The organism is Mycobacterium gordonae (assembly GCF_017086405.1).
GTDB classification, from domain to species: Bacteria; Actinomycetota; Actinomycetes; order Mycobacteriales; family Mycobacteriaceae; genus Mycobacterium; species Mycobacterium gordonae_D.
Genome location: NZ_CP070973.1, coordinates 3,363,804 through 3,384,885, shown reverse-complemented (window position 1 = coordinate 3,384,885; position 21,082 = coordinate 3,363,804). Strand labels below are relative to the sequence as shown.

The window sequence follows — 21,082 nt, the reverse complement described above, 5'->3', positions numbered from 1 at the left end:
CCTGGTTGCAAACGCCATGGTGGTGCGGCGTGTCGATCATGCCGCTAAGCAAGGGATGCTAGCCGCCGGAACGACGCCCGGTCTAGGAGTTCGTCAGGAAACTCAGGGGTATAGCGTGATACTGATGAGTCTCAGAGCACGGTTCGCCCCTTTGCGTTGGTCCGTTTTGCGCATGGCGCCTGGAATCCCAAACATCACCCGGACCGGTCAGATCGGTGACGGCCGAGAGGCAGCAGCCGTCGAATACGTCCTCCGGCACGCCAAGGCCGGCGACATCGACGACGTGCTGGCGACCATCGACAAGTTCGCCTATGAGAAGTCGATGTTGATCAACGTCGGCGACGAGAAGGGCGCCATACTCGACGCCTCGGTGCGGCGCGCCGATCCCGCGCTGGCGCTGGAGCTGGGCACGTACTGCGGATACGGGGCCCTGCGCATCGCGCGTGCGGCACCCGCGGCGAGGGTTTATTCGGTGGAACTTGCCGAGGCCAACGCCGCTAACGCCCGGCAGATTTGGGCGCACGCGGGGGTCGCCGACCGGGTCACCTGCGTGGTGGGCACCATCGGTGACGGCGGACGCACTCTGAACACGCTTGCCGATCAGCATGGATTCAGCTCGGGGACTTTGGATTTCGTCTTCATTGACCATGACAAGAAGGCATACCTGGACGACCTGCGCAGCATACTGAAGCGGAGCTGGCTGCACCCGGGCTCGATTGTGGTGGCCGACAACGTCAAGGTGCCGGGTGCGCCGAAGTACCGCGCCTACATGCGCGACCAACAGGGCTTGTCGTTCCGGACCGTCGAACACAAGGCTCATCTCGAGTATCAGACCCTGGTGCCTGACCTCGTTCTCGAATCCGAGTACCTGGGCTAGCCCGCGAGCGGACGCAAAGTCCCCGCGGAGTGCACGTTCCTGGGTGCTTTCGCGTCTGCTCGCGCTTGTCAGGTGGCCCGTGGGTGAGCCCCGGCCCACACTTCGCGCAGGGCGTGCACGGTGACCAGGGTGTAGATCTGTGTCGTGGTCACCGATGCGTGCCCCAGTAACTCCTGCACCACCCGCACGTCGGCGCCGCCTTCCAGTAGGTGCGTGGCAAAGGAATGCCGCAGCATGTGCGGTGACACCCCTGAGATGATGCCGGCGCGCTCGGCCGCATCCTGCAACACCTGCCACGCACTCTGCCGAGACAACCGGCCACCACGGGCGTTGAGAAAGATCGCCGGCGTACCGCGACCCCGGCGGGCCAGATCCGGACGACCACGCACCAGGTAGGCCTCGAGTGCCTGGACCGCGGGACGACCGATCGGAACCAACCGCTGCTTACCACCCTTGCCGCGCAATAACACCGACCTCGCATGGGTGTCGATGTCGTCGACGTCGAGCCCTACCGCCTCGGAGATTCTCGACCCGGTGGAGTACAGCAGCTCCAGCAACGCCCGGTTACGCAACGTCAACGGGCCGTCGGCCGCGTCCTCGCCACCGGCGGCGTTCAGCAGCGCCAGCACCTGGTCGACGGTCAGGCTCTTCGGCAGCCGGCGGCCCGGCGTCGGCGGTCGCACCGCCCGCGCCACGTCAAGTTCGGCCAGCCCTTCGGCGGCGGCGAACCGATGTAGTCCGCGTACCGCGATCAGCGCCCGCGCCGCCGAGACGGCGGACAAGGCCACCGCGCCGGACTCGGGATCTCCGCGGCGCAGCGCCACCAGGAACTCGCTGACGTCGTTCTCACCCACCTGTGCCAGATCGCGAATTCCGCGTTCCTCCAGATGTTTCGAGTAGCGGCGCAGATCGCGGCGATAGGAGCTCAGGGTGTTGGCCGCCACGCCGCGCTCGATCGTGAGGTGATCGAGGTAGCCCTGCAGCTGGGTATCGAGCGTCAAGGCCGTGGTCACTGCGCGGCCTTGCGCTCGGCGAAGGCCGTCGGCTTGTCGATCCACGGGGTGTCCAGCGGACGCGGTTCGGCGATGCCGGCGGCCATGGCGTGGGCCGCGAAAATCCCGGCGATGGCAATCGAATTGACGATGTCACCGTTGAGCGTCTTATCGACCGCTTCGTGGAGGGCGAACCACCGCATCGTCATGTCGGCTTCTTCGTCGTGCCCCTGGGGCCGCCCGATGTCGGTGAGCCCGGTGGCCAGATAGACCCGCACCGACTCGTCGCTGTAGCCCGGGGCGGTATCGACGTCCAGCAGTACCTGCCAGGTGCGCGCGTGTAGTCCGACCTCCTCTTCGAGTTCACGCTCCGCCGTGAGGTGCGGCGCTTCGTCCGGTGCGTCGAGCAGGCCGGCCGGGAGCTCCCAGATTCTGCGACCGTACGCATGGCGATACTGGTAAACCAGTGCGATGTCCTTGTTTTCGTTCATCGCAACCACCGCCACCGCGCCGTAGTGCTCGATGACTTCCCGTTTAGCGATGTTGCCGCCCGGCATCCGCACCTCGTCCCGGCGCAGCGCGAAAATGGCTCCCTGATAAAAGCTTTCCGAGGCTAACGTCTCGAAGTCGTGCTCAGCCACGGGTGGCGGGTTCGGCTAGCGACTGCCCTACCGCCGAACCGTCTGCGTCTCGACGCTCGTTACCGTTGGAGGCGTGGTGCTCCGGGATCTCGGGGATTTCAACGGGCAGCAGTTCACCCGCTTTGTAGTCGATGGCCGCCTTGACGAATGCCACAAACAAGGGATGCGGTCTGGTGGGCCGGCTCTTGAGTTCGGGGTGGGCCTGGGTGCCGACGATGAATGGGTGCTGATCGGGCGGGTACTCGACGAACTCCACCAGGTGGCCATCGGGCGACGTGCCGCTGAAGCGTAGGCCGCTCTCGGCGATCCGCTCCCGGTAGGAGTTGTTGACCTCGTACCGGTGCCGATGACGTTCGGAAACCTGGGTCGCCTGGTATGCCTGGGCCACAATGGAATCGGGTTCCAGGACGGCGGGGTAGGCGCCCAGCCGCATCGTGCCGCCCAGATCGGCTTCACCGGCGACGGCCTGTTCCTGATCGGCCATGGTGGAGATGACCGGATCCGGTGTGTTCGGCTCGAACTCCGCGGAATTGGCCTCGGTGAGGCCCACCGAGCGGGCGGCCTCGATCACGATGCACTGCAGACCCAGACACAGCCCCAGTACCGGCAAACTGCGCGCCCGCGCAAAACGGATGGCGCCGATTTTGCCCTCGATGCCACGAATGCCGAACCCACCGGGGATCAGCACGGCGTGTACGTCACCCAGGGTGGCCGCCGCGCCGCTCGGCGTTTCGCAGTCATCGGATGCCACCCAGACGATCTCGACTTTGGCGCGGTGCTTGAAACCCCCCGCGCGCAACGCCTCACTGACCGAGAGGTAAGCGTCGGACAACTCGACATACTTGCCTACCAGCGCGATTCGGACAGTGTCGTGCGGTTCGTGTACCCGCCGCAGCAGGTCGTCCCACTCCGTCCAGTCGACGTCTCGGAACGGCAGATTGAGCCGGCGGACCACGAACGCGTCGAGTTCCTCGCGGTGCAACACCTTGGGAATGTCATAGATCGAGGGCGCGTCCGGGGTGGAGATGACGCCGTCGATGTCGACGTCACACATCAGCGCGATCTTGTTTTTCAGCGTTTCGGGGACCACGCGATCGCAGCGCAGGATCAGCGCGTCCGGGCTGATACCGATGCTGCGCAGCGCCGCCACCGAGTGCTGAGTCGGCTTGGTTTTGAGCTCGCCGGACGGCGCCAGGTAGGGCACCAGCGAGACGTGCAGGAAGAAGACGTCCTCGCGGCCCAGGTAGTGGCGGACCTGGCGGGCCGCCTCGAGAAACGGCTGCGATTCGATGTCGCCGACAGTGCCGCCGATCTCGGTGATGACGACGTCGGGGCGGTGGCCGTTGGAGTCTGGCTCAGCCATCGCCAGGATGCGTCGCTTGATCTCATCGGTAATGTGTGGGATCACCTGCACGGTGTCGCCTAGATACTCGCCGCGGCGCTCCTTGGCGATCACCGTCGAATACACCTGCCCGGTAGTGACATTGGCCGACCCGGACAGGTCACGGTCAAGGAAGCGTTCATAGTGGCCGACGTCGAGGTCCGTTTCGGCCCCGTCCTCGGTGACGAAGACCTCACCATGCTGGAACGGGTTCATGGTGCCTGGATCGACGTTGAGGTAGGGATCCAGCTTCTGCATGGTGACGTGCAAGCCGCGTGCGGTCAGAAGCTGGCCGAGGCTGCTTGCCGTTAGGCCTTTGCCCAGTGACGAGGCGACCCCACCGCTGACAAAGAGGTGCTTGGTAGCAGTCTGCGGGTGCTTACGCAACGAGGCGACCTCCGTGAAGACGGGCAGGGCATGATGCATGAAATTAACGAGCTGGGCCTGCCGACCCACGGAAATCCACCCTAACATCCACGGCGGCCCGCCGCGTCGAACACGCCCTACTGGGGAACTACTGGGGAACGGTCACCGACGCCGCGCCATGTCCGGTGCCGTAGTGACCGGGACGGCCGCCGGCTGCCAAATCGTGTAGGGCCAGGATTGCCGTGATGCGTCCGGGTTCGACGTCGACGTCGTCAACGGTACTGATCGCGGCCGCCATGCTGGCGTCGGCGCGAGCCACGGCTACCGCTGCGCTACCGGCGGCCGAGCCGTCGCGCCCGGCCAGCACCGTGCCCGAACCGTGAGGCGCCAGTGCAGCTGCGAACCTCGCCACGGTGACCCCTTGATTGCCGGCGTCGGTGGGCACCGCGCCGCCGGTAACGACGATGGCGGCGTTTGCCGCCGCCATGTGATTGTTGGGTTGATAGGTGATGAAGCCGGTCTCGCGCAGCGCGCCCAACACGGTGTCACGCGCGGTGTCGTCCACTGCCGGGGCTTGGGGATTGGTGTTGACCAGCAAGGCGATGCCGAGCAGGTCGCCGGCCTGCGAACCCTGGTCGACCAGTTTGGTGCTCAACTGGGTGCCGGCCGGCAGGATCGAGGAGTTGACCACCGAGCGCAGCTTCTCCCCGGAGTTGGCCTCGACGAACTCGTGGGTGAGTGACACGGTGCCAGTGACCGATCCGCCGGCCTGGCCGACGATCTTCGACAGCGCGGCTACGTCGTCGTCTTTGGCGTCCGGGGTACGGAACAGGATCACCGTCTTGCCGGTCAATGCCTCATGCACTATTCGCCCGAGCACTTGTGCGTCGAAAGTGTTTGCCGCAGTAAGCTTTTCATTGAGCTGATTGCGCTGGTCGTTGAGACTGCTGACTTGACTGGCCAGGTCGCGCTTCTCGTTACGCAGGCTGGACAGCACGGTGTCGGAGAAGAAGCCGGAGCCCAGCACCACCCCGATGGCCAGCGCCAGGAAGACGGCGGCCAGCGAGATGGCGTGTTGGCGTAACGAGATCATCAGGGCACTTCCTAGGAGATCAGATTCTGGATCCAGAGGGTGAATCGGTTCCAGTACTCAATGATCCAATGCAGCACCACGCCGTCTGTGCGGGACACCCACAGCACGACGATGATGGCAATCAGCATGGTCAGCGCCAGCAGCGCGATGGCGCCGCCGGAGATGTGGTTGCGGTACAGCGTGGCGACGGCCTTGGCGTCCACCAGCTTCTCGCCCACCCGCAGCCGGGTGAGGAAGGTCGACGGGTTGCTCTGCGACCGGGTCCGGTCGAAGAACGTCTCGATGTTGGCCGTGTGGCCGGCGGTGACCAACAATGCCGCGCCGTGGTGATCGGCCAGCAGCAGGGCCAGATCGGTGGCGGAGCCGGCGGCGGGGAATGTCATGGCCCCGACGCCGAGGTCCTGAATCCTTTCCAGTCCGGCGGCGTGGCCGTCGGCATCGGCGGGCAGCACCACCTGGGCGCCGCACTTGAGGACTTCGGCGCTGATCTGGTCGGGGTCACCGACGATGAGCTGGGGGCGGTAGCCCGCCTTACGCAGGACATCGGCGCCGTGGCCGACACCGACGAGGACGGGTTGGTACTCCTTGATGAACGGCTTGAGTGATTTCAGGTCATCCTCGGCGCTGGGCTCCTCGGAGACGATCACCACGTGCCGGCGCCGCATGTCGACGTCGATGTCGGGGATGCCGATTCCGTCGATAAGCAGCGGGCTTTCGCTGCGGATGAACTCAATGGTGTTGCCCGCGAACGCCTCCAGGTGAGCGGCCAAGCCACTCTTGGCCTCCCGCATCAGGTCGGCGATGTCGTGGTCGGTGCGCTCGGTGCCGCGGATCAGTCGGCGGTCCCCCGAGTACACGCCGCCCTCGTAAAGGCGAATCTTGGAGCCGTCCTTGACCTTCTTGAAGATCTCGGGACCGGTCTCGTCGATCAGGGTGACACCGTTGTTGACCAGCACCTCCGGGCCCAGGTTGGGGTAACGGCCGGACACGGATGGGGACGCGTTGACCACGGCGGCGATGTCAGCTTCCACCAGTGCGTCGGCGGTGATGCGGTCGAGGTCCAGGATGTCGAGAACCACGATGTCGCCGGGGCAGACCCGGCGCAGCAGTCGGTCGATGTTCCGATCGACGCGGGCAGTGCCGACGAGGCCGGGCCGGACGGTGTTGCGAGATAGAAGCGCTGACATCTTCATGGGAGCCGATTCTGTCGGCGATAGACGACTCGGGCGGGGAGGCGCGCCGTAACATCTGCCTCAGAAGTTATAAAGCGTCACATCTGTCACAGTTGGATCGCGGGGGCGTCTCGAGCTTGGGCCGACCGCGGGCGCGAACGTGCACCCAGGTACGGCGACACGCCGTGGCGGGCGGCACTACGTGCACGCTCGCCCCCATCCTCAGCGGCCCTACCGCGCCGCGGGTGACAACGGATTCTCACTGTGGCTCTGAATGCAGCGATGGAGGTGCGCCGAGACAAGGGAAACGCCGACACGGACCACTTCGTGGCGCACTCGCGGCGTGAGGGCTCAGTCTGAACCGCGGTCCTGCTGCGCAGTCTCGAGCAACTCGCGGGCATGCGCGCGGCCGCTGTCAGACTCCCCCAGCCCGGCCAGCATCCGGGCCAGCTCGGCGACCCTTTCGTCGGTGTCCAACCGGCGTACTCCGCTGGTGCCCTTCGGCCCCTGACTGTGCACCACCAGATGCACATCGGCGTAGGCCGCGACCTGCGGCAAGTGCGTGACGACGATGACCTGGTGGGTGTGGGCCAGCCTGGCCAGCCGTCGACCGATCTGCACCGCCGCGTAGCCCCCCACGCCGGCGTCGACCTCGTCGAACACCATCGTGGTGCCGGTGGCCGAGGCGGACAACACCACCTCCAGTGCCAACATCACCCGCGACAGCTCGCCGCCCGAGGCGCTCTTGGCCAGCGGCAGCACCGACATGCCACGGTGCGCGGCGAAGCCGAACTCCACCAGATCGATGCCATCGGTACCGATCCGTGCTGGTTCGCCGTCGGGCATCACCAGCGCGGACGGGTCGTGCGGATCGGCCACATCGGTGCTGACGCCGATGGTGAAGTCGGCGTTGTTCATGGCCAGGCCGGCCAGCTCCGCGGTGACCTCTTTGGCCAGCTTCTTGGCCGCCTTAAGTCTGATCTTGCTGAGATCGGTTGCAACTTGGCCCAATTGGCTGCCGAGCTCATCGACCCGGCGTTCCAGTGCGGCTAGCCCCTCTTCGGACACGTCCAGCTGAGCCAATCGGTCGCGGGAATCCTGCGCCCACTGCAGCACCCCGTCGATATCGGCGGCGTACTTACGGGTCAGCGTGCGCAGCTGCGCTTGGCGGGCCAGTTTGGCATCCAGCGCGCTGGCGTCGGTCGGCAGCCCGTCCAGGTAGTCGCCCAATTCGCCGACCGCGTCGACGACCACCGTCAACGCGCCGCCGATCTGGTCGCCCAGCGCTCGCAACCGCGTGTCACCGGCCGACTCCAGCGCACTCCGGGCACGTCCCAGGGCGTCGGCGGCGCCGAACCCCTCGTCAGATGAACTGGACAGCAACTCTCGGGCCGATGCTGCGGCTTCGCGCAGGGTGTCCAGTTCGGAGAGCCGGACGATCTCGGCGACGAGCGCTTCGTCTTCTCCTGGCTGCGGGTCGACGGTGGCGATCTCGTCGAGCGCGAACTGGAGTCGATCGGCTTCCTGAGCGAGTTCACGGGTCCGCTCTCGACGGTCGCCGAGGTCGCGCCGCGCCGACAACCACGCTTCCCGTAGTTTGCGGTAACGCTCCAGCGCGGGCCCGGTGCCCGCGAACCGGTCCAGCGCGCCGCGCTGCTCGTCGGGTCGCATGAGCCGCAGCTGGTCATTCTGGCCGTGCAGCGCCAGCAGCTGAGTGGTGAAGCCGCTCAACGACTTTGCCGGCACGCTCCGGCCGCCGAGGTAGGCCCGCGAGGGCCCGTCACGATTGACGGTGCGCAACGCGATCACGCTGCCGTCCTCGTCGCGATCCGCTCCGGAGGCGTCCAGGATCTCGTCCAGCTGAGCGGTCACCGCGTCGTCGATATCGGTTGTGGTGAAACGACCTTCGACCACGGCGCGCTCGGAGCCCGACCGTACCCGGGTCGCGTCCGCGCGAGCCCCACCCAGTAGGTGCAAGCCGGTGACCACCATAGTTTTTCCGGTGCCGGTCTCACCGGTCAGCACGGTCAAGCCGCGATCGAACTCGGCGGTCGCCACACTGATAGCACCCAGGGCCTCGATGCGAATCTCGTTCAGCACCGGCTATTTCCCGCGCCAACCTGTAACCGGCAACTTGAACTTGGTGACCAGCCGGTCGGTGAAGGGTGCGCTATCCAGGCGCACCCACTTCACGGGTGTGACAGAGCGGGTGACCTCGAGCCGACTGCCGGCCGGTACCACCATCTCGCGGCGGCCGTCGCAGAACACCAGCGCGTCGTGACCGTCTGCCTCGATCTCGATAGCGATGGCGGCATCGGGGCTGGTGACCATCGGACGTCCGAACAAGGCGTGAGCATTGTTGGGTACCACCAGGATTGCTTCCAAATCCGGCCACAACACCGGCCCGCCCGCGGAGAATGCGTACGCGGTGGATCCGGTAGGAGTGGACACCAGCACACCGTCGCAGCCGAACGTCGAGACCGGTCGCCTGTCGATCTCCACGACGACGCCGAGGACACCGAGTCGCGGGCCTTTCTCCAGGCTGGCTTCGTTGAGCGCCCAGCCCCGAGCGATCACCTCGCCGCCTTGCCGGACCAGAACGTCCAAGACCAACCGGTCTTCGACGCGATAGTCTTGCGCTACAACGTGATCAAGCACCGCGTCGATGGCCTCGGCCTCGGCTTCGGCCAGGAAACCGATCCGGCCCAGGTTGACGCCCAACACCGGAATGGCGGCGTTACGGGCGAGTTCGGCCGCCCGCAGGAAAGTTCCGTCCCCGCCCAGCACCAGCACTAGCTCGCAACCATCGGCGGCCATCGGATCGGCGTCGACCACCTCGATATCGACACCCAGCACCCGCATATCGTTGGGGCTCAACCGCAACGAGCCTCTGTCGACGGCCTCTGCCGAGAGTGCCCGCAGCGCGATTCCTTTCGCTTCCAACACTTTCTCGACCCGCCGGGCCGTTTCGGTGGCTTCGTCACGGCCGGAGTGCACAACCAACAGGACGGTGCGTTCGGTGGTCACTGTGGGCCCTCTCTTACTGCGCGCTGCGCCGCAGCCGACAGCTCATCCCCGTCCAGCGCGCGCTCCGTCCGGGCCCGCAGCCACAGAAAATACTCGACGTTGCCCGATGGCCCGGGAAGCGGACTGGCCGTCACGTCGACGGTACGCCAACCCAGCTCGGCGGCACGGCGGGAGACGGCAAGCACCGAATCGATGCGCATCTGGGGGTCCTGCACCACCCCGCCGGGTCCGACCTGACCCTTCCCCACCTCAAACTGCGGCTTCACCATGGGAACGATATCGGCGTCCGGCGAAGCGCAGCCAACCAGCGCGGGCATTACGGTGGCCAACGAGATGAAGGACAGATCGGCCACCACCAGGGCGACGGGCCCGCCGATCGTCTCGGGCGACAGGTCACGGACGTTGGTGCGCTCCACCACGACCACCCGCGAATCGCTGCGCAGCGACCAGGCCAGCTGCCCGTAGCCCACGTCGGCGGCAACCACCTGGGCGGCGCCGCGGTCCAGCAGGACCTCGGTGAATCCGCCGGTTGAGGCGCCCGCGTCCAGGCAACGCCGGCCCTCGACTGCGATGCCGAAGGCGTCCAACGCGCCGATGAGCTTGTGCGCCCCCCGTGACACCCAGGAGCGTCCGCCGTCGTCGGCCACCGTAAGTGCCGCGGTGACCGCGACGGAGGTGGCCGGCTTGACCGCCGGTAATCCGTCGATCCGCACCCTGCCGGCGCCGATCAACTCCGCGGCCTGTTGCCGCGAACGCGCCAGACCTCGCCGCACCAACTCGGCGTCGACGCGAGCACGCCGGGGCATGCGGGCACTCAGCCCTTCTCCGCCGACTCCAGCGCCTGCAGCAGCACGTCGTGCGCCTCGGAAAGGCGACGGGCGATGTCCTCTAGCTCCTCCAGTGAAGGCCCTGAAGCGGCATCAGCGGCGTCAGGGAGCTGGGCCATCAGCGATTCGATTTCGGCGCGAATCTGCTCAGGATCGATAGTCATTGCGCTCCTACGGTAGTCATCGTCTACTCGTCACGCATCAGGGACCAGCGGTCCAGTGCGTCGCGGGCCCGGTCGTCGCCGGCGTCGATCCGGACCGTTGCCGACGCGTCCCAGATCGCACTGGCGACGGCCCGGACAATCGCGAGGTCGTCGTCGTGGTGTTGGTCGGCCTCTCCGGAACGACTTGTCACCGTCGCGACCTCGTCCCCGACCTCGACCCGCCAGCCGGGCTGCGGGCCCACCCTCAGCAGCTCGGCGTCCTGGTGCAGCGACCTCAAGTCGCGGCCGAGATAGGTGGGGCGCTGAGCCGGCTCGGCGAAAACGGCATCGCGCGCGGAATTCACTCCGGTGAGCACCATCAGGCTGGGCAGTTCGGCGGCGTTGGCGCCTTCGATGTCGGTGTCGAGCCGGTCACCCACGACCAGCGGCGCCGCGAACTCGCCGCGGCCCACCGCATCTTTCATCAACTGCGGTCCCGGTTTACCGGCCACCTGCGGCTGTTCACCAGTAGCCGCGCGCAGCGCGGCCACCAGAGATCCGTTGCCGGGCAACAGACCTCGTTCGGTAGGCAAGGTGAGGTCGACGTTGGCCGCAACCCATAGTGCGCCCGCCCGGATGGCCAGCGCCGCCTCGGCCAACTCCGGCCAGCCGATGGTCATGGAAAGCCCTTGAACGACGGCATCCGGCCCGTCTTCGAAACGACGGACCGGCAACAGGCCCGCGGTCGAGATCTCGTCGGCCAGTGCGTCGGTACCGACGATGAGCACCTTCGAACCCGGTGGCAGCTGGGCGGCGAGCAGGTGGGCGGCACTTTGCGCACTGGTGACGACGTCGTCACTGCCGGCCGTGAAGCCGAGCTCGCGCAGGTGTGCGGCGACTTCGTCGGCGCTGCGCGATGCGTTGTTGGTGACGAACAGCTTGCGGCTGTCTATCGCGTCCAGTGAGTCGACCGCGCCCTCGGTAGCCTGATGGCCGCGAAAAACCGTTCCGTCCAAGTCGAGAAGCAGGCAATCATAGTGCCGCGCAATGCTCTTCATCTCAGCCAAGTTCGCTGACCCGTTCTTCGGCGTCGGTGACGCCCTCGATGTCGGCGGCCGCCGAGCGCAAAAACCATTGCAGCGCTTCATCGCCCCGTCCGAGCGCCAATAGCGTTTCGGCGTAGGCGTAGAACAACCGCGCGGCCGTCGAACCGGTGCGCGCCGGATCGAGTTGCGGGGTGGACAGCAACGTCAGCGCCTGCTCGAGTTGACCGAGGTCGGCGCGTGCACCGGCGGCGACGATGCGCAGCTCGTCGGCGTCATCACCACTGAGCTCGGCCGCCTCGGGTCCGCGCGCCAAGTCGATGGCACGCTGTGGGCGGCCGAGGCCACGTTCGCAATCGGCGATCAGTGCCAGCAACGGGGACTTGCTGCCCATTCGCCGGGCGGCACGAAATTCGGCCAGCGCCTGACCCCAGTCGCCGCAGTGGTAGGCCGCAATGCCGACCGCCTCTCGAATCGCCGCGATCCGACTCGCCCGAGCTCGGGCCGCACGGGCATGGCTCAGTGCGGCCTCGGGATCTTCGTCGAGCAGCCCACCGGCGGCTACCAGGTGGCGTGCCACAGCGTCGGCGGTGACCCGGTCCAGCGTGCTCAGTTCGCGGCGCACGTCGGGCGCCAGCTGCCGCGCCTCGATATCGGCCGGAATCGGGGGGCCGGTTGGAGTGGCGTCACCGTGGGGTTGGGCCGAACGCGCCCGCCCCGGGCCAGAACGCCGCGGCGCGCCGTCGGAGCCAGAACGCGGCCGCCGCTCGTTGCTACGACCACGCCTGTCATCGACCACTCGCTAGAGGTTACGGGTATCCCCGCCAGGCTCACAATTTGCGGTCCCGCTTCCGGTACCTCGCGCAGAGCCGCTACCAGCGGATTTCACGACTGTTCATACTTCACCCAACGCTGGCTGATCAGCATGAGCCATGCCTTTTGTGAGCGTATGGCCCGATTTCGTGGCAGCGGCCGCCACGAACCTGTCCGGGATCGGTTCGTCGATCAACGCGGCCAATGTCGCCGCCTCCCTCCCCACCACCGCCCTCTCGGCGGCCGGTACCGACGAGGTGTCGGTGGCCATCTCGGCGTTGTTCGGCGGCCATGCCCGGGAGTATCAAGCGATCAGTGCCCGGGTGGCCGGGTTGCAGCAACGGTTTGTGGCGTCGTTGAGTTCAGCCGGGAGCGCCTATGCCGCGGCCGACGCGGCCGCGGCCACTCCCTTGCAATCACTGCTCGACGCCGTCAACACCCAGTCGGCGGCGCTGACCGGACGCGTCCTGATCGGCGACGGCGCGAATGCAAGCACCCCCGGCGGCAATGGCGGTGACGGCGGCTGGCTGTGGGGCAACGGCGGCAATGGCGCCACCGGAGCCGCCGGACAGGCCGGCGGCAACGGCGGAGCAGCCGGATTGATCGGCAACGGCGGGGCGGGCGGCAATGGTGGCCTCTCAGCAAGTGGCGGCAACGGCGGAGCCGGCGGCTGGCTCTCCGGCGACGGCGGTGTTGGCGGCAACGGCGGCAACGGCACCGGCAACACCGCCATCGGCGGCCACGGCGGCCACGGCGGCGCCGGCGGCAACGGCGGGACAGCCGGGATATGGGGTACCGGCGGCCTCGGCGGTGACGGCGGTACCGGCGGCAACACCACCGCTTTGAGCGGAAACGCCGGGGCCGGCGGCGCAGCCGGTACCGGCGGCAACGCCGGTTATTTCGGCAACGGGGGCGCGGGTGGACACGGCGGCACCGGCGGAAACGGCTTCACCGGCGGCGCCGGCGGCACCGCCGGCAACGGCGGTACCGGCGGCAACTGGATCGGCGCCGGCGGCTCCGGTGGCACCGGCGGCGACGGCGGCAGTGGTTTCAGCGCTGGCGGGAACGGCGGAAACGGCGGCCAGGGCGGCGCCACCGGACTGATCGGCACCGGCGGAAGTGGCGGCGCCGCCGGCAGCGGCGCCACCGGTCTGACCGTGAGCGTCGGCGGCATCGGGGGCAGCGGCGGCACCGGCGGCATCATGTACGGCGACGGTGGAAACGGCGGAAACGGCGGTGGCGCAACATCCTTCGGCGGACAAGGCGGTCAGGGCGGCACCGGCGGATCGGCTCGCGCCATCGGCAACGGCGGCACCGGCGGTAGTGCCGGAACCGGCGCGGCCGGCGGCAACGGCGGTACCGGCGGGCAACTCTTCGGCAACGGCGGCAACGGCGGACAAGGCGGCGCCGGCCTGCCCGCCAATACCTTCATCACCACCACTCCCGCTATCTACCCCGGTCAAGGCGGTAACGGTGGCAACGCCCCCGGACTCATCGGCAACGGGGGCAATGGCGGCCAAGGCGGCACCGGATGGACCGGGGCGGACGGCATCAACGTGACACCGGCAATCCCCAACAGCTCTGTTCAACCGGACGGCAGTGGACTCACCGGGATCGCCGGAGCAACCGGCCAGAACGGCGGCACGGGCGGCAGCGGCGCCGATGGCACCAACCCCAGTGGTTTCACCGTGAACGCCGGCCGGGGCGGCGACGGCGGCGCGGCCGGGCCAGGCGGCGCCAACGGTGGCACTGGCGGAAACGGCGGAAACGTCAGTGCCCCCGACGATGTGCTGGCGGACAGCACCCACGGGGGCGACGGGGGCAACGGCGCACCAGGCAGCGGTCCCGGCGGCGCGGGCGGAAACGGCGGAAACGGCGGCTCGGCCGTGGGAAACGAGACGAACAATTTCGGCGGTAGCGGTGGCCGAGGCGGTGACGGCGCCTCCGGCGAAACCCCGCCACTCAACGGTGGCGCCGGAGGTGCCGGCGGCAATGGCGGTAACGCAGGGCTGCTGATCGGCAACGGTGGAGCCGGCGGCCAAGGCGGCATCGGAGGCCTCGGGGGCACTGGTGACCGCGGCGGCAGCGGCGGCAACGGAGGCGCCGGCGGACATTCGGACAGCGCCCATTTCGGCAGCATCGCCGGGTCGGGAGGTGACGGCGGAAGCGGCGGAAGCGGTGGCCTCGGCGGCACTGGCGGCCAGGGCGGCGTCGGCGGCAACGGTGGCGCCGGTGGGAAGCTCGTCGGCTTCGGCGGTGCCGGTGGCGACGCCGGGATGGGCGGGGCCGGTGGCGCAGGGGGCGACGGCGGCGCAGGCGGACACGGCGGCAACGGTGCCAACGCGACCGGCGGCTCGGATAACACCGCCGGCAACGGGGGCGACGGGGGTGACGGCGGCCAGGGCGGTCAAGGCGGGAAGGGTGGCGCCGGTGGTCAGCAGGGCGGCACCGGCGGGGCCGGCGGGATATTCGGCGGCGCCGGCCGAAACGGTGGTGGCGGTGCCGGGGGGCCGGGCGGTGAAGGCGGCGCCGGCGGCACCACGGTCGGCAACGGCGGCGCCCGCGGCGAGGCATCCGGCGGCAACATCGACAACGTGCCCGGCACCGCCGGCAGCGCCGGCAAGGCCGGTGGGGCTGGATCCACCGGGATCACCGGTTAGCACCACCCCATGCCTCTCGTTGCACCAACTCAGCTAATAGCCTCCGCTGCAACGGATTTGGCAGGATTCGCGGCAAGCGTCGAGGAGACCAACGCTCTTGCCGCGACCCGTACCACAGTCGTGGCCGCGGCGGGCACCGATGAGCTTTCGGCGGCGATCGCGGCGTTTTTCGCCAACCATGCCCGGGCGTATCAGGCGATCGGAGCGCGGCTGTCCGGGCGGCAGCAGCAGTTCGTGGCCGCGCTGCACACCGCCGGTAATACCTATGCCGCCGCCGAAGCCGTCGCGGCCAATCCGCTGCAATCGCTGCTCGATGTCCTCAACGCCCCGTCGATGGCAAGATGGCACTGACCGGGCGCATATCGATCGGCCACGGACGCTGATGCCACCACCCCCGGCGACACCGGCCGCTGGCTCTACGGCAACGGCGGCACCGGCGGCCAGGGCGGACACGGCCTATACGCCGACCCCCACCCCGGACAACCGTATGACTTTCCCAGCATCACCGCCGGCCGCGGCGGCACCGGCGGCAACACCTACCTGATCGGCAATGGCGGCGATGGCGGCCAAGGCGGCACCGGCGGGACCGGAACCGACGTCGTCGCCCGCTCGATCAACAGCCGCGCAGCCCGGCACGTCCGTAAGCCCCGTCACGACCAATTCGGCGACTCCGGTCACCGCTGCGAATGGCGGACCGGGCGGGACCGGTGGAACCGGCGGCGAGGGCGGAACCGCCGGCGCAGGCGGCGCAGGCGGTCACCGCGGAGGCAGCGGTGGCACCGGCGGTCAGGGCGGACTGACCGGGGCGCAGGCAGCGCCGGCGCGACCGGAACCGGCGGCCGAGGCGGCGCCGGGGGCTTGGGCGGCGACGGCGGACAGGCAGGTGCCAGCGGCTCAGGTCTTGGCGGCTCCGGCGGCCACGCCGGGCAAGCCGGCAATAACGGACTCTCTGGAGATGACGGTCAGTCAGCCGAGGCGGGACAAGTTCTGACCTGGAGGAGAAACGTCAGTGCCTCGTGTCAGCGCGCTCCCCGATGTGGTGGCGATGACACCGGCAGTCGCGGCGCACCCGGCCAGCAGTGGTTTACGCCCGCCTAAGCCTGTAGTCGATGCGGCAGCATCGGCGAGATCAACGCAGGGCAGTAGGTCGCGATCGCGACGATGGTGAACGCGGCCGCCCGCTCCCTGGACAGGCCGTTGATTTCGGCCATCTCGGCGACGATGGCGTCGAACGATCCACCGGGCGAAAGCACCTTGGGGCACACCGAGCGACCGAGAGCTATCGTCGTGGCCGGTTGACTGTAGGGAATGCCCGCATTATTGAGGGCATTGAGGAACGCATTGCCCATCATGTCGGCATGGATCGGCGCCGCCACCGTGGCCGACACTCCGAACACGCCTGCAGCCAGAGCCAGCAGTCTGAGGGCGATCGCGGGTGCGGTCATCGTGACAACAGTGCTTAACAACTGTCACGTTCACAACACGGTGGGGTAAAGGTTCGACCACTAACGCGTTTTGGTTGCACTTACCCGGCGAAAGGCGAGCTATCGCCTGCTGTCCCCCGTTCGGCGGACAACGCTCTCGTGCCGTCGGCGGACCTCGAGTTCCGCCCCCAAACAGCCAGCGGTGGGATACCACGGCGGTTCGGTGCGGCCAAGAATTGGTGTCGAACGAACGCACAACCACGAGAGGCACGTCCCATGACCTACGAGACCCTGTTCTTCGAGAGCGAGGATGCCTACTCCGCTCCGGCGTTCCACGACGGCGACGCCGAGTGAGCCGGCGCCCCATACCCGAAAGGTAACCCCGGATGTCCCACGAAACCCTGTTCCGCGAGAAGGAGTGCGTGTATTCCACGCCCCTGTTCACGGTGGCCGACGTCACCGAGTGACCGGACTTCCAGCGGGGTCTCATCGCATACCCCTCCCCCCTCCCCTCGCGGTGAGATCCCGCTGGACTTTTCTCGTCGAACCGGACGAATTGTCTTCCGTTGATGCCCTTACTCAGTAGCGTGAAGCTCATGTCGGAACCGCAAGGGCGCGCCACCACCCAACTCAGTGGCCCCGATTGGTCGCATTGGCCCGCACGGGTATTGGGCCACGCCGACCCCCTCAAGATCGGTCACCACGCGGGCACGCATCGCACCATCTCGCCGGACCAGACGTGGGCGGCCATCCAGCCGCTGCTGGCGGTGGCCGGCATCACCCGCGTCGCTGATCTCACCTGGCTCGACGATTTGGGAATTCCGACAGTGCAAGCGGTGCGACCGGCGTCGCTGACGCTGTCGGTCAGCCAGGGCAAAGCCACCACCTACCGGGCCGCGCAGGTGTCCGCCGTCATGGAGTCCCTGGAGAACTGGCACGTCGAAAACATCAGCCCAGACCGGTTATCGACTCCTACAACGGAACTCATTGATGAGCTGACATACGACCCGGCTGACCTCAACCGTCCGGCGGGCAGTTTCTATCACCCGGGGGCCAAACTCGACTGGATGGCCGCGACGACACTACTGACCGGCCGCCGGACCTGGGTACCGTGGCTGGCCACCCTGGTGAACATCTCGGTCACCGACGCCTGGGGGCCACCGATTTTCGGCATGGACACAACGGGATTGGCCTCGGGCAACAGCTACCACGAGGCCACCCTGCACGGCCTTTACGAGATCATGGAGCGATACGGCATGGCCGCCGCGCAGCCGGGATCCACTTTGTTCGAAGTGCCGATCGACGACGTCGTGCGCTCGGAATGCGCGCCTTTGGTGGAGATGATCCACCGTGCGAAAAGCGAACTGCAGGTCGCCCGAATGGACGTCTGGGACGGGTTCTACTGCTTCGCTGCCGAGATCACCTCACCAATGATGGAGATCCCGTTCAGTGGCAGCGGTCTCCATCATGATCCCAATGTCGCACTCTCCCGAGCGATTACCGAAGCCGCACAATCGCGTCTGACCGCGATCAGTGGAGCACGCGAGGATCTGCCCTCGGCCATCTATCAGAGATTCGCCCGCATGCACACCTTCGCGCCCGCCCGAAAGTCGATGCAGGCCATGCCCGAAGGAGGCCCCACGCCCTGGCACATCACGAGCACCGACTCGCTGGGCGAACTGCTCGCTACGGCGGGGACCGCCGTAGCGGCGGTGGCCGGCGCCGAGCCGCTTGCGGTGGTGTGCGACTTCCCCGACGCTTGCGTGCCCGTCGTCAAGGTGATCGCACCGGGCATGTCGGCGACGGTGCAGTCACCCCTGCGCACCCCGCTGCAGGAGCACCCGTGACCGCCGCGGCGCGCATCGTTGTCACCGCGGGGCCCACGATCGGTGCGCCGGATATCCATGCCGTGATCCCCCATGCCGAAGTGGTCCCACCGATTTCGTTCGGAGACGCGCTGCGGTACGGGCTGCGCCCCGGGGACACGCTGCTCATCGTCGACGGCCTCTTCTTCCAGAGCGCTTCGGTGCGGCATAAGGAATTGCTGACGCTGATGGACGACGGTGTGCGGGTGGTCGGCTCGTCGAGTATGGGTGCGCTGCGTGCCGCGGAACTACATCCGTTCGGCATGGAGGGCTACGGCTGGGTGTTCGAGGGATACCGTGACGGCGTCATCGACGCCGACGACGAAGTCGGCATGGTGCACGGCGACCCCGAAGACGGCTACCCGGTATTCGTGGACGCACTCGTCAATATCCGCCAAACAGTTTCCCAGGCAGTGCAATCCGGCGTCCTGTCATCGGCGACGGCCGAGCGGCTCATTGAGACCGCCCGCCGCACACCCTTTACCCAGCGCACCTGGAATCGTCTGCTCGAATCCGCAGGAATCCCGGAGAGCCCCTCGCTGGCACAGCAATTGAAGGCGATGCGGATCGACATCAAGCACACCGACGCAGTGCTGGCGCTGCGGGAGGTGATCCGCGGCCCGAGAAACGTCGCGGTACGTCCCGGGCCTCCCCCCACCGTGTGGTCGGAGCGTTGGCGTCAACGTTGGGCCCCGGCGACACCCGTCGAAGTGACCGAAGGGACCTCCGACGTCGTCCACGTCGTGGACGTCGACGTCCTGTCGCTGCTGAGTGTGTGCGCCTCCGACCGCTGGGCCTACCGGCCGGCCCTCGAGCAAGTGGCCGCGTGGTACTGGAACGCGGTTCATCCCGGCGACGAGGGCAGCGTCCGGGATCGCGCATCGCGGGCGGTCGCCGACGTCGGCATCGCCGACTACGAACGCGCGCTGGAAACCGTCGCGCACCGCTACGCGGTCGCGTCGGGAATCATCGACGCATCAGGGTTCCCGGAACACGTGAGGGCTCACTGGCTCACCGACGAAGAGAGCCTCTCGCTCAGCGGCGACCCCATTTCAGTTTCGGCGCGGTTGACCACCCGGACCCTGTTCTTCACCCGGTCATTGCCGGCCATCCAGCACTTCCTCGAACTGCTGCGCAAGGATCCGCGGCTGCCCGAGTGGCGCGCCATGGTCGCGCAGGCGTTGGCTCGGCGCGACGAGTTGGCAAAGCAGAAGCCGACTTTGAACTTGCAAAGGCCCGACCCCACGCAGCTCAGGCGCTTGTTCGGCATGCGTTGGGGCACGGAGGTAGACCACATAGAACTCGCCCAACGGGGATTGATGACCAACGACGCGTTCTACAACGCGGCCAGTCTGTTTGCCGTGGCAGCCGCTGACGACCAGCTGCCCTCGATCGAGGTCGGCACGCTCGGCGGCATCTGACCGAGGCTAGATCCTCTCCACACCCGCGACGTTGCGCTTGCCGCGGCGTAGCACCAGCCATCGCCCATGCAGGAAATCCGATGATTGCGGCGACCATTCGTCACTGCTGACGCGGATGTTGTTGACCGACACGCCGCCCTCACCGATGGTCCGCCGCGCGGCTTTCCTGCTTTCGGACAGACCAGTGGCCACCAGCAGGTCGACGATTCCGTCTGGCTCGCCCGGTTTCAGCTCTGCCACCGACGTCTCCCGCAACGCCGATGACAGCGTCGGCTCGTCCAGTCGATCCAACTCCCCCTGACCGAACAGCGCCCGGCTGGCGTGCTGGACGGCTTCAGTGGCCGCCTCGCCATGCACCAGCACGGTCAGCTCGGTGGCGAGCCGGCGTTGCGCGGCGCGCTGCTGTGGGCGTTCTGAAGTGGCCTGTTCCAGTTCGGCGAGTTCGTCGGCGGACAGAAAGGTGAACCAACGCAGGTAGCGGATCACGTCGGCGTCGGCGGTGTTGACGAAATACTGGTACCAGGCGTACGGGCTGGTCATCTGCGGGTCCAGCCACAGGCTGCCACCACCGGTGGACTTGCCGAATTTCTTGCCGTCGGCCGACGTGACCAGCGGCACGGTGAGCGCATGGACTGCCGCGCCGAGCTTTTGGCGCACCAGGCGGACCCCGGCGATGATGTTGCCCCACTGATCCGATCCGCCGATCTGCAGCGCGCAGCCGTGGCGGCGGTGCAGTTCGACGAAATCGTTGGCCTGCAACAGCATGTAACTGAACTCGGTGTAGGAGATGCCTTCCCCGTCCAGGCGGCGCCGCACGGTGTCCCGATCGAGCATGACGTTGACCGAGAAGTGCTTGCCGATGTCACGCAGGAACTCGATGGCCGACAGTGCGCCGGTCCATTCCAGGTTGTTCTCGACGATCGCGCCTGTCGGCGAATCGTCGAAGTCGACGAAGCGCTCCAACTGACCCCGGATCCGCTCAGCCCATTCGGCGACCGTGTCCGCCTCCTGCAGACTGCGCTCACCGACCTCGCGCGGATCGCCGATCATCCCGGTCGCCCCGCCGGCCAGGACGATCGGCCGGTGCCCGGCGCGCTGGAAACGACGCAGCGCCAGCAGCGGCACCAGGTGTCCGGCGTGCAGGCTCGCGGCAGTCGGGTCGAATCCGGCGTAAACGGTCAGCGGTCCTCGCTGCGCCTCGGCCGCCAGCGCGTCGAGGTCGGTGGACTGCGCGATCAGCCCACGCCAGCCCAATTCGTCGAGAATCTCGGACGACTCATCACCCATGGCTGAGATCCTTCCAGGGCGGTGGACGGTCGGTGCGCACCGGATGCGTT

20 protein-coding genes are annotated in these 21,082 nt (G+C 67.6%); 7 read left to right on the top strand and 13 right to left on the bottom strand.

Annotated elements, in window-relative coordinates; translation table 11 throughout:
* Window positions 1-124 precede the first annotated feature (124 nt).
* Window positions 125-877, top strand: coding sequence for an O-methyltransferase (locus JX552_RS14320; RefSeq protein ID WP_205877999.1), 753 nt, complete (start codon window positions 125-127; stop codon window positions 875-877).
* A gap of 68 nt (window positions 878-945) precedes the next feature.
* On the opposite strand, the gene xerD is transcribed toward JX552_RS14320, so the two are convergent.
* From xerD to JX552_RS14265, 11 genes are all read right to left on the bottom strand, one after another.
* On the bottom strand, window positions 946-1,878 hold the full coding sequence (gene xerD, locus JX552_RS14315) for a site-specific tyrosine recombinase XerD (protein WP_205878441.1): 933 nt from the start codon (window positions 1,876-1,878) through the stop codon (window positions 946-948).
* Between the two features lie 8 nt (window positions 1,879-1,886).
* Entirely contained in the window at window positions 1,887-2,510 is a 624-nt protein-coding gene (locus tag JX552_RS14310) for an NUDIX domain-containing protein (protein WP_205877998.1), read from the bottom strand.
* Window positions 2,503-4,278, bottom strand: coding sequence for a CTP synthase (gene pyrG, locus JX552_RS14305; protein ID WP_205878440.1), 1,776 nt, complete (start codon window positions 4,276-4,278; stop codon window positions 2,503-2,505). The genes JX552_RS14310 and pyrG overlap by 8 nt, the downstream gene beginning before the upstream one ends.
* A 127-nt stretch (window positions 4,279-4,405) precedes the next feature.
* Window positions 4,406-5,350: a copper transporter gene (locus JX552_RS14300; protein ID WP_205877997.1), complete on the bottom strand. Its 945-nt coding sequence runs from the start codon at window positions 5,348-5,350 to the stop codon at window positions 4,406-4,408.
* 11 nt (window positions 5,351-5,361) lie between these two features.
* The gene (gene steA, locus JX552_RS14295) at window positions 5,362-6,543 is read right to left on the bottom strand and encodes a putative cytokinetic ring protein SteA (RefSeq protein ID WP_205877996.1); all 1,182 of its coding nucleotides are present in this window, start codon (window positions 6,541-6,543) and stop codon (window positions 5,362-5,364) included.
* 330 nt (window positions 6,544-6,873) lie between these two features.
* Window positions 6,874-8,622, bottom strand: a complete 1,749-nt coding sequence (recN, locus tag JX552_RS14290) for a DNA repair protein RecN (protein WP_205877995.1) — start codon at window positions 8,620-8,622, stop codon at window positions 6,874-6,876.
* A gap of 3 nt (window positions 8,623-8,625) precedes the next feature.
* A complete protein-coding gene (locus JX552_RS14285) occupies window positions 8,626-9,549 on the bottom strand; it encodes an NAD kinase (protein WP_205877994.1) in 924 nt (307 codons plus the stop codon).
* Window positions 9,546-10,355 carry a TlyA family RNA methyltransferase gene (locus JX552_RS14280; protein WP_205877993.1) on the bottom strand — a complete coding sequence of 270 codons (810 nt, stop codon included), beginning with the start codon at window positions 10,353-10,355 and terminating at the stop codon, window positions 9,546-9,548. The genes JX552_RS14285 and JX552_RS14280 overlap by 4 nt, the downstream gene beginning before the upstream one ends.
* An 8-nt stretch (window positions 10,356-10,363) precedes the next feature.
* Window positions 10,364-10,540 carry a hypothetical protein gene (locus JX552_RS14275; protein WP_205877992.1) on the bottom strand — a complete coding sequence of 59 codons (177 nt, stop codon included), beginning with the start codon at window positions 10,538-10,540 and terminating at the stop codon, window positions 10,364-10,366.
* A 23-nt stretch (window positions 10,541-10,563) separates the two neighbouring features.
* Window positions 10,564-11,577 carry an HAD-IIA family hydrolase gene (locus JX552_RS14270; RefSeq protein ID WP_205877991.1) on the bottom strand — a complete coding sequence of 338 codons (1,014 nt, stop codon included), beginning with the start codon at window positions 11,575-11,577 and terminating at the stop codon, window positions 10,564-10,566.
* Window position 11,578: 1 nt separating this feature from the next.
* Entirely contained in the window at window positions 11,579-12,361 is a 783-nt protein-coding gene (locus JX552_RS14265) for a tetratricopeptide repeat protein (protein ID WP_205877990.1), read from the bottom strand.
* Window positions 12,362-12,494: 133 nt separating this feature from the next.
* Between JX552_RS14265 and JX552_RS32320 the strand changes: the two genes are divergently transcribed.
* The 3 genes from JX552_RS32320 (at window position 12,495) to JX552_RS14250 (ending at window position 16,026) form a co-directional block, all read left to right on the top strand.
* On the top strand, window positions 12,495-15,035 hold the full coding sequence (locus JX552_RS32320) for a PE family protein (protein WP_277396078.1): 2,541 nt from the start codon (window positions 12,495-12,497) through the stop codon (window positions 15,033-15,035).
* Window positions 15,036-15,044: 9 nt separating this feature from the next.
* Window positions 15,045-15,386, top strand: a complete 342-nt coding sequence (locus tag JX552_RS14255; protein ID WP_205877989.1) for a PE family protein — start codon at window positions 15,045-15,047, stop codon at window positions 15,384-15,386.
* Window positions 15,387-15,585: 199 nt separating this feature from the next.
* Entirely contained in the window at window positions 15,586-16,026 is a 441-nt protein-coding gene (locus JX552_RS14250; RefSeq protein WP_205877988.1) for a hypothetical protein, read from the top strand.
* Between the two features lie 103 nt (window positions 16,027-16,129).
* On the opposite strand, the gene JX552_RS14245 is transcribed toward JX552_RS14250, so the two are convergent.
* Window positions 16,130-16,480 (bottom strand): DUF732 domain-containing protein, encoded by a 351-nt coding sequence (locus tag JX552_RS14245; protein ID WP_205877987.1) that lies wholly within the window; start codon window positions 16,478-16,480, stop codon window positions 16,130-16,132.
* 138 nt (window positions 16,481-16,618) lie between these two features.
* Here JX552_RS14245 and JX552_RS14240 point away from each other — a divergent pair, with 138 nt between their 5' ends.
* From JX552_RS14240 to JX552_RS14230, 3 genes are all read left to right on the top strand, one after another.
* Window positions 16,619-16,813: a hypothetical protein gene (locus JX552_RS14240; protein WP_205877986.1), complete on the top strand. Its 195-nt coding sequence runs from the start codon at window positions 16,619-16,621 to the stop codon at window positions 16,811-16,813.
* 242 nt (window positions 16,814-17,055) lie between these two features.
* The gene (locus tag JX552_RS14235; protein ID WP_205877985.1) at window positions 17,056-18,306 is read left to right on the top strand and encodes a YcaO-like family protein; all 1,251 of its coding nucleotides are present in this window, start codon (window positions 17,056-17,058) and stop codon (window positions 18,304-18,306) included.
* Window positions 18,303-19,745, top strand: a complete 1,443-nt coding sequence (locus JX552_RS14230; RefSeq protein WP_205877984.1) for a TfuA-like protein — start codon at window positions 18,303-18,305, stop codon at window positions 19,743-19,745. The genes JX552_RS14235 and JX552_RS14230 overlap by 4 nt, the downstream gene beginning before the upstream one ends.
* 6 nt (window positions 19,746-19,751) lie before the next feature.
* Here JX552_RS14230 and tyrS read toward each other — a convergent pair whose 3' ends face one another.
* Window positions 19,752-21,032, bottom strand: a complete 1,281-nt coding sequence (tyrS, locus tag JX552_RS14225) for a tyrosine--tRNA ligase (protein ID WP_205877983.1) — start codon at window positions 21,030-21,032, stop codon at window positions 19,752-19,754.
* Window positions 21,033-21,082 lie beyond the last annotated feature (50 nt).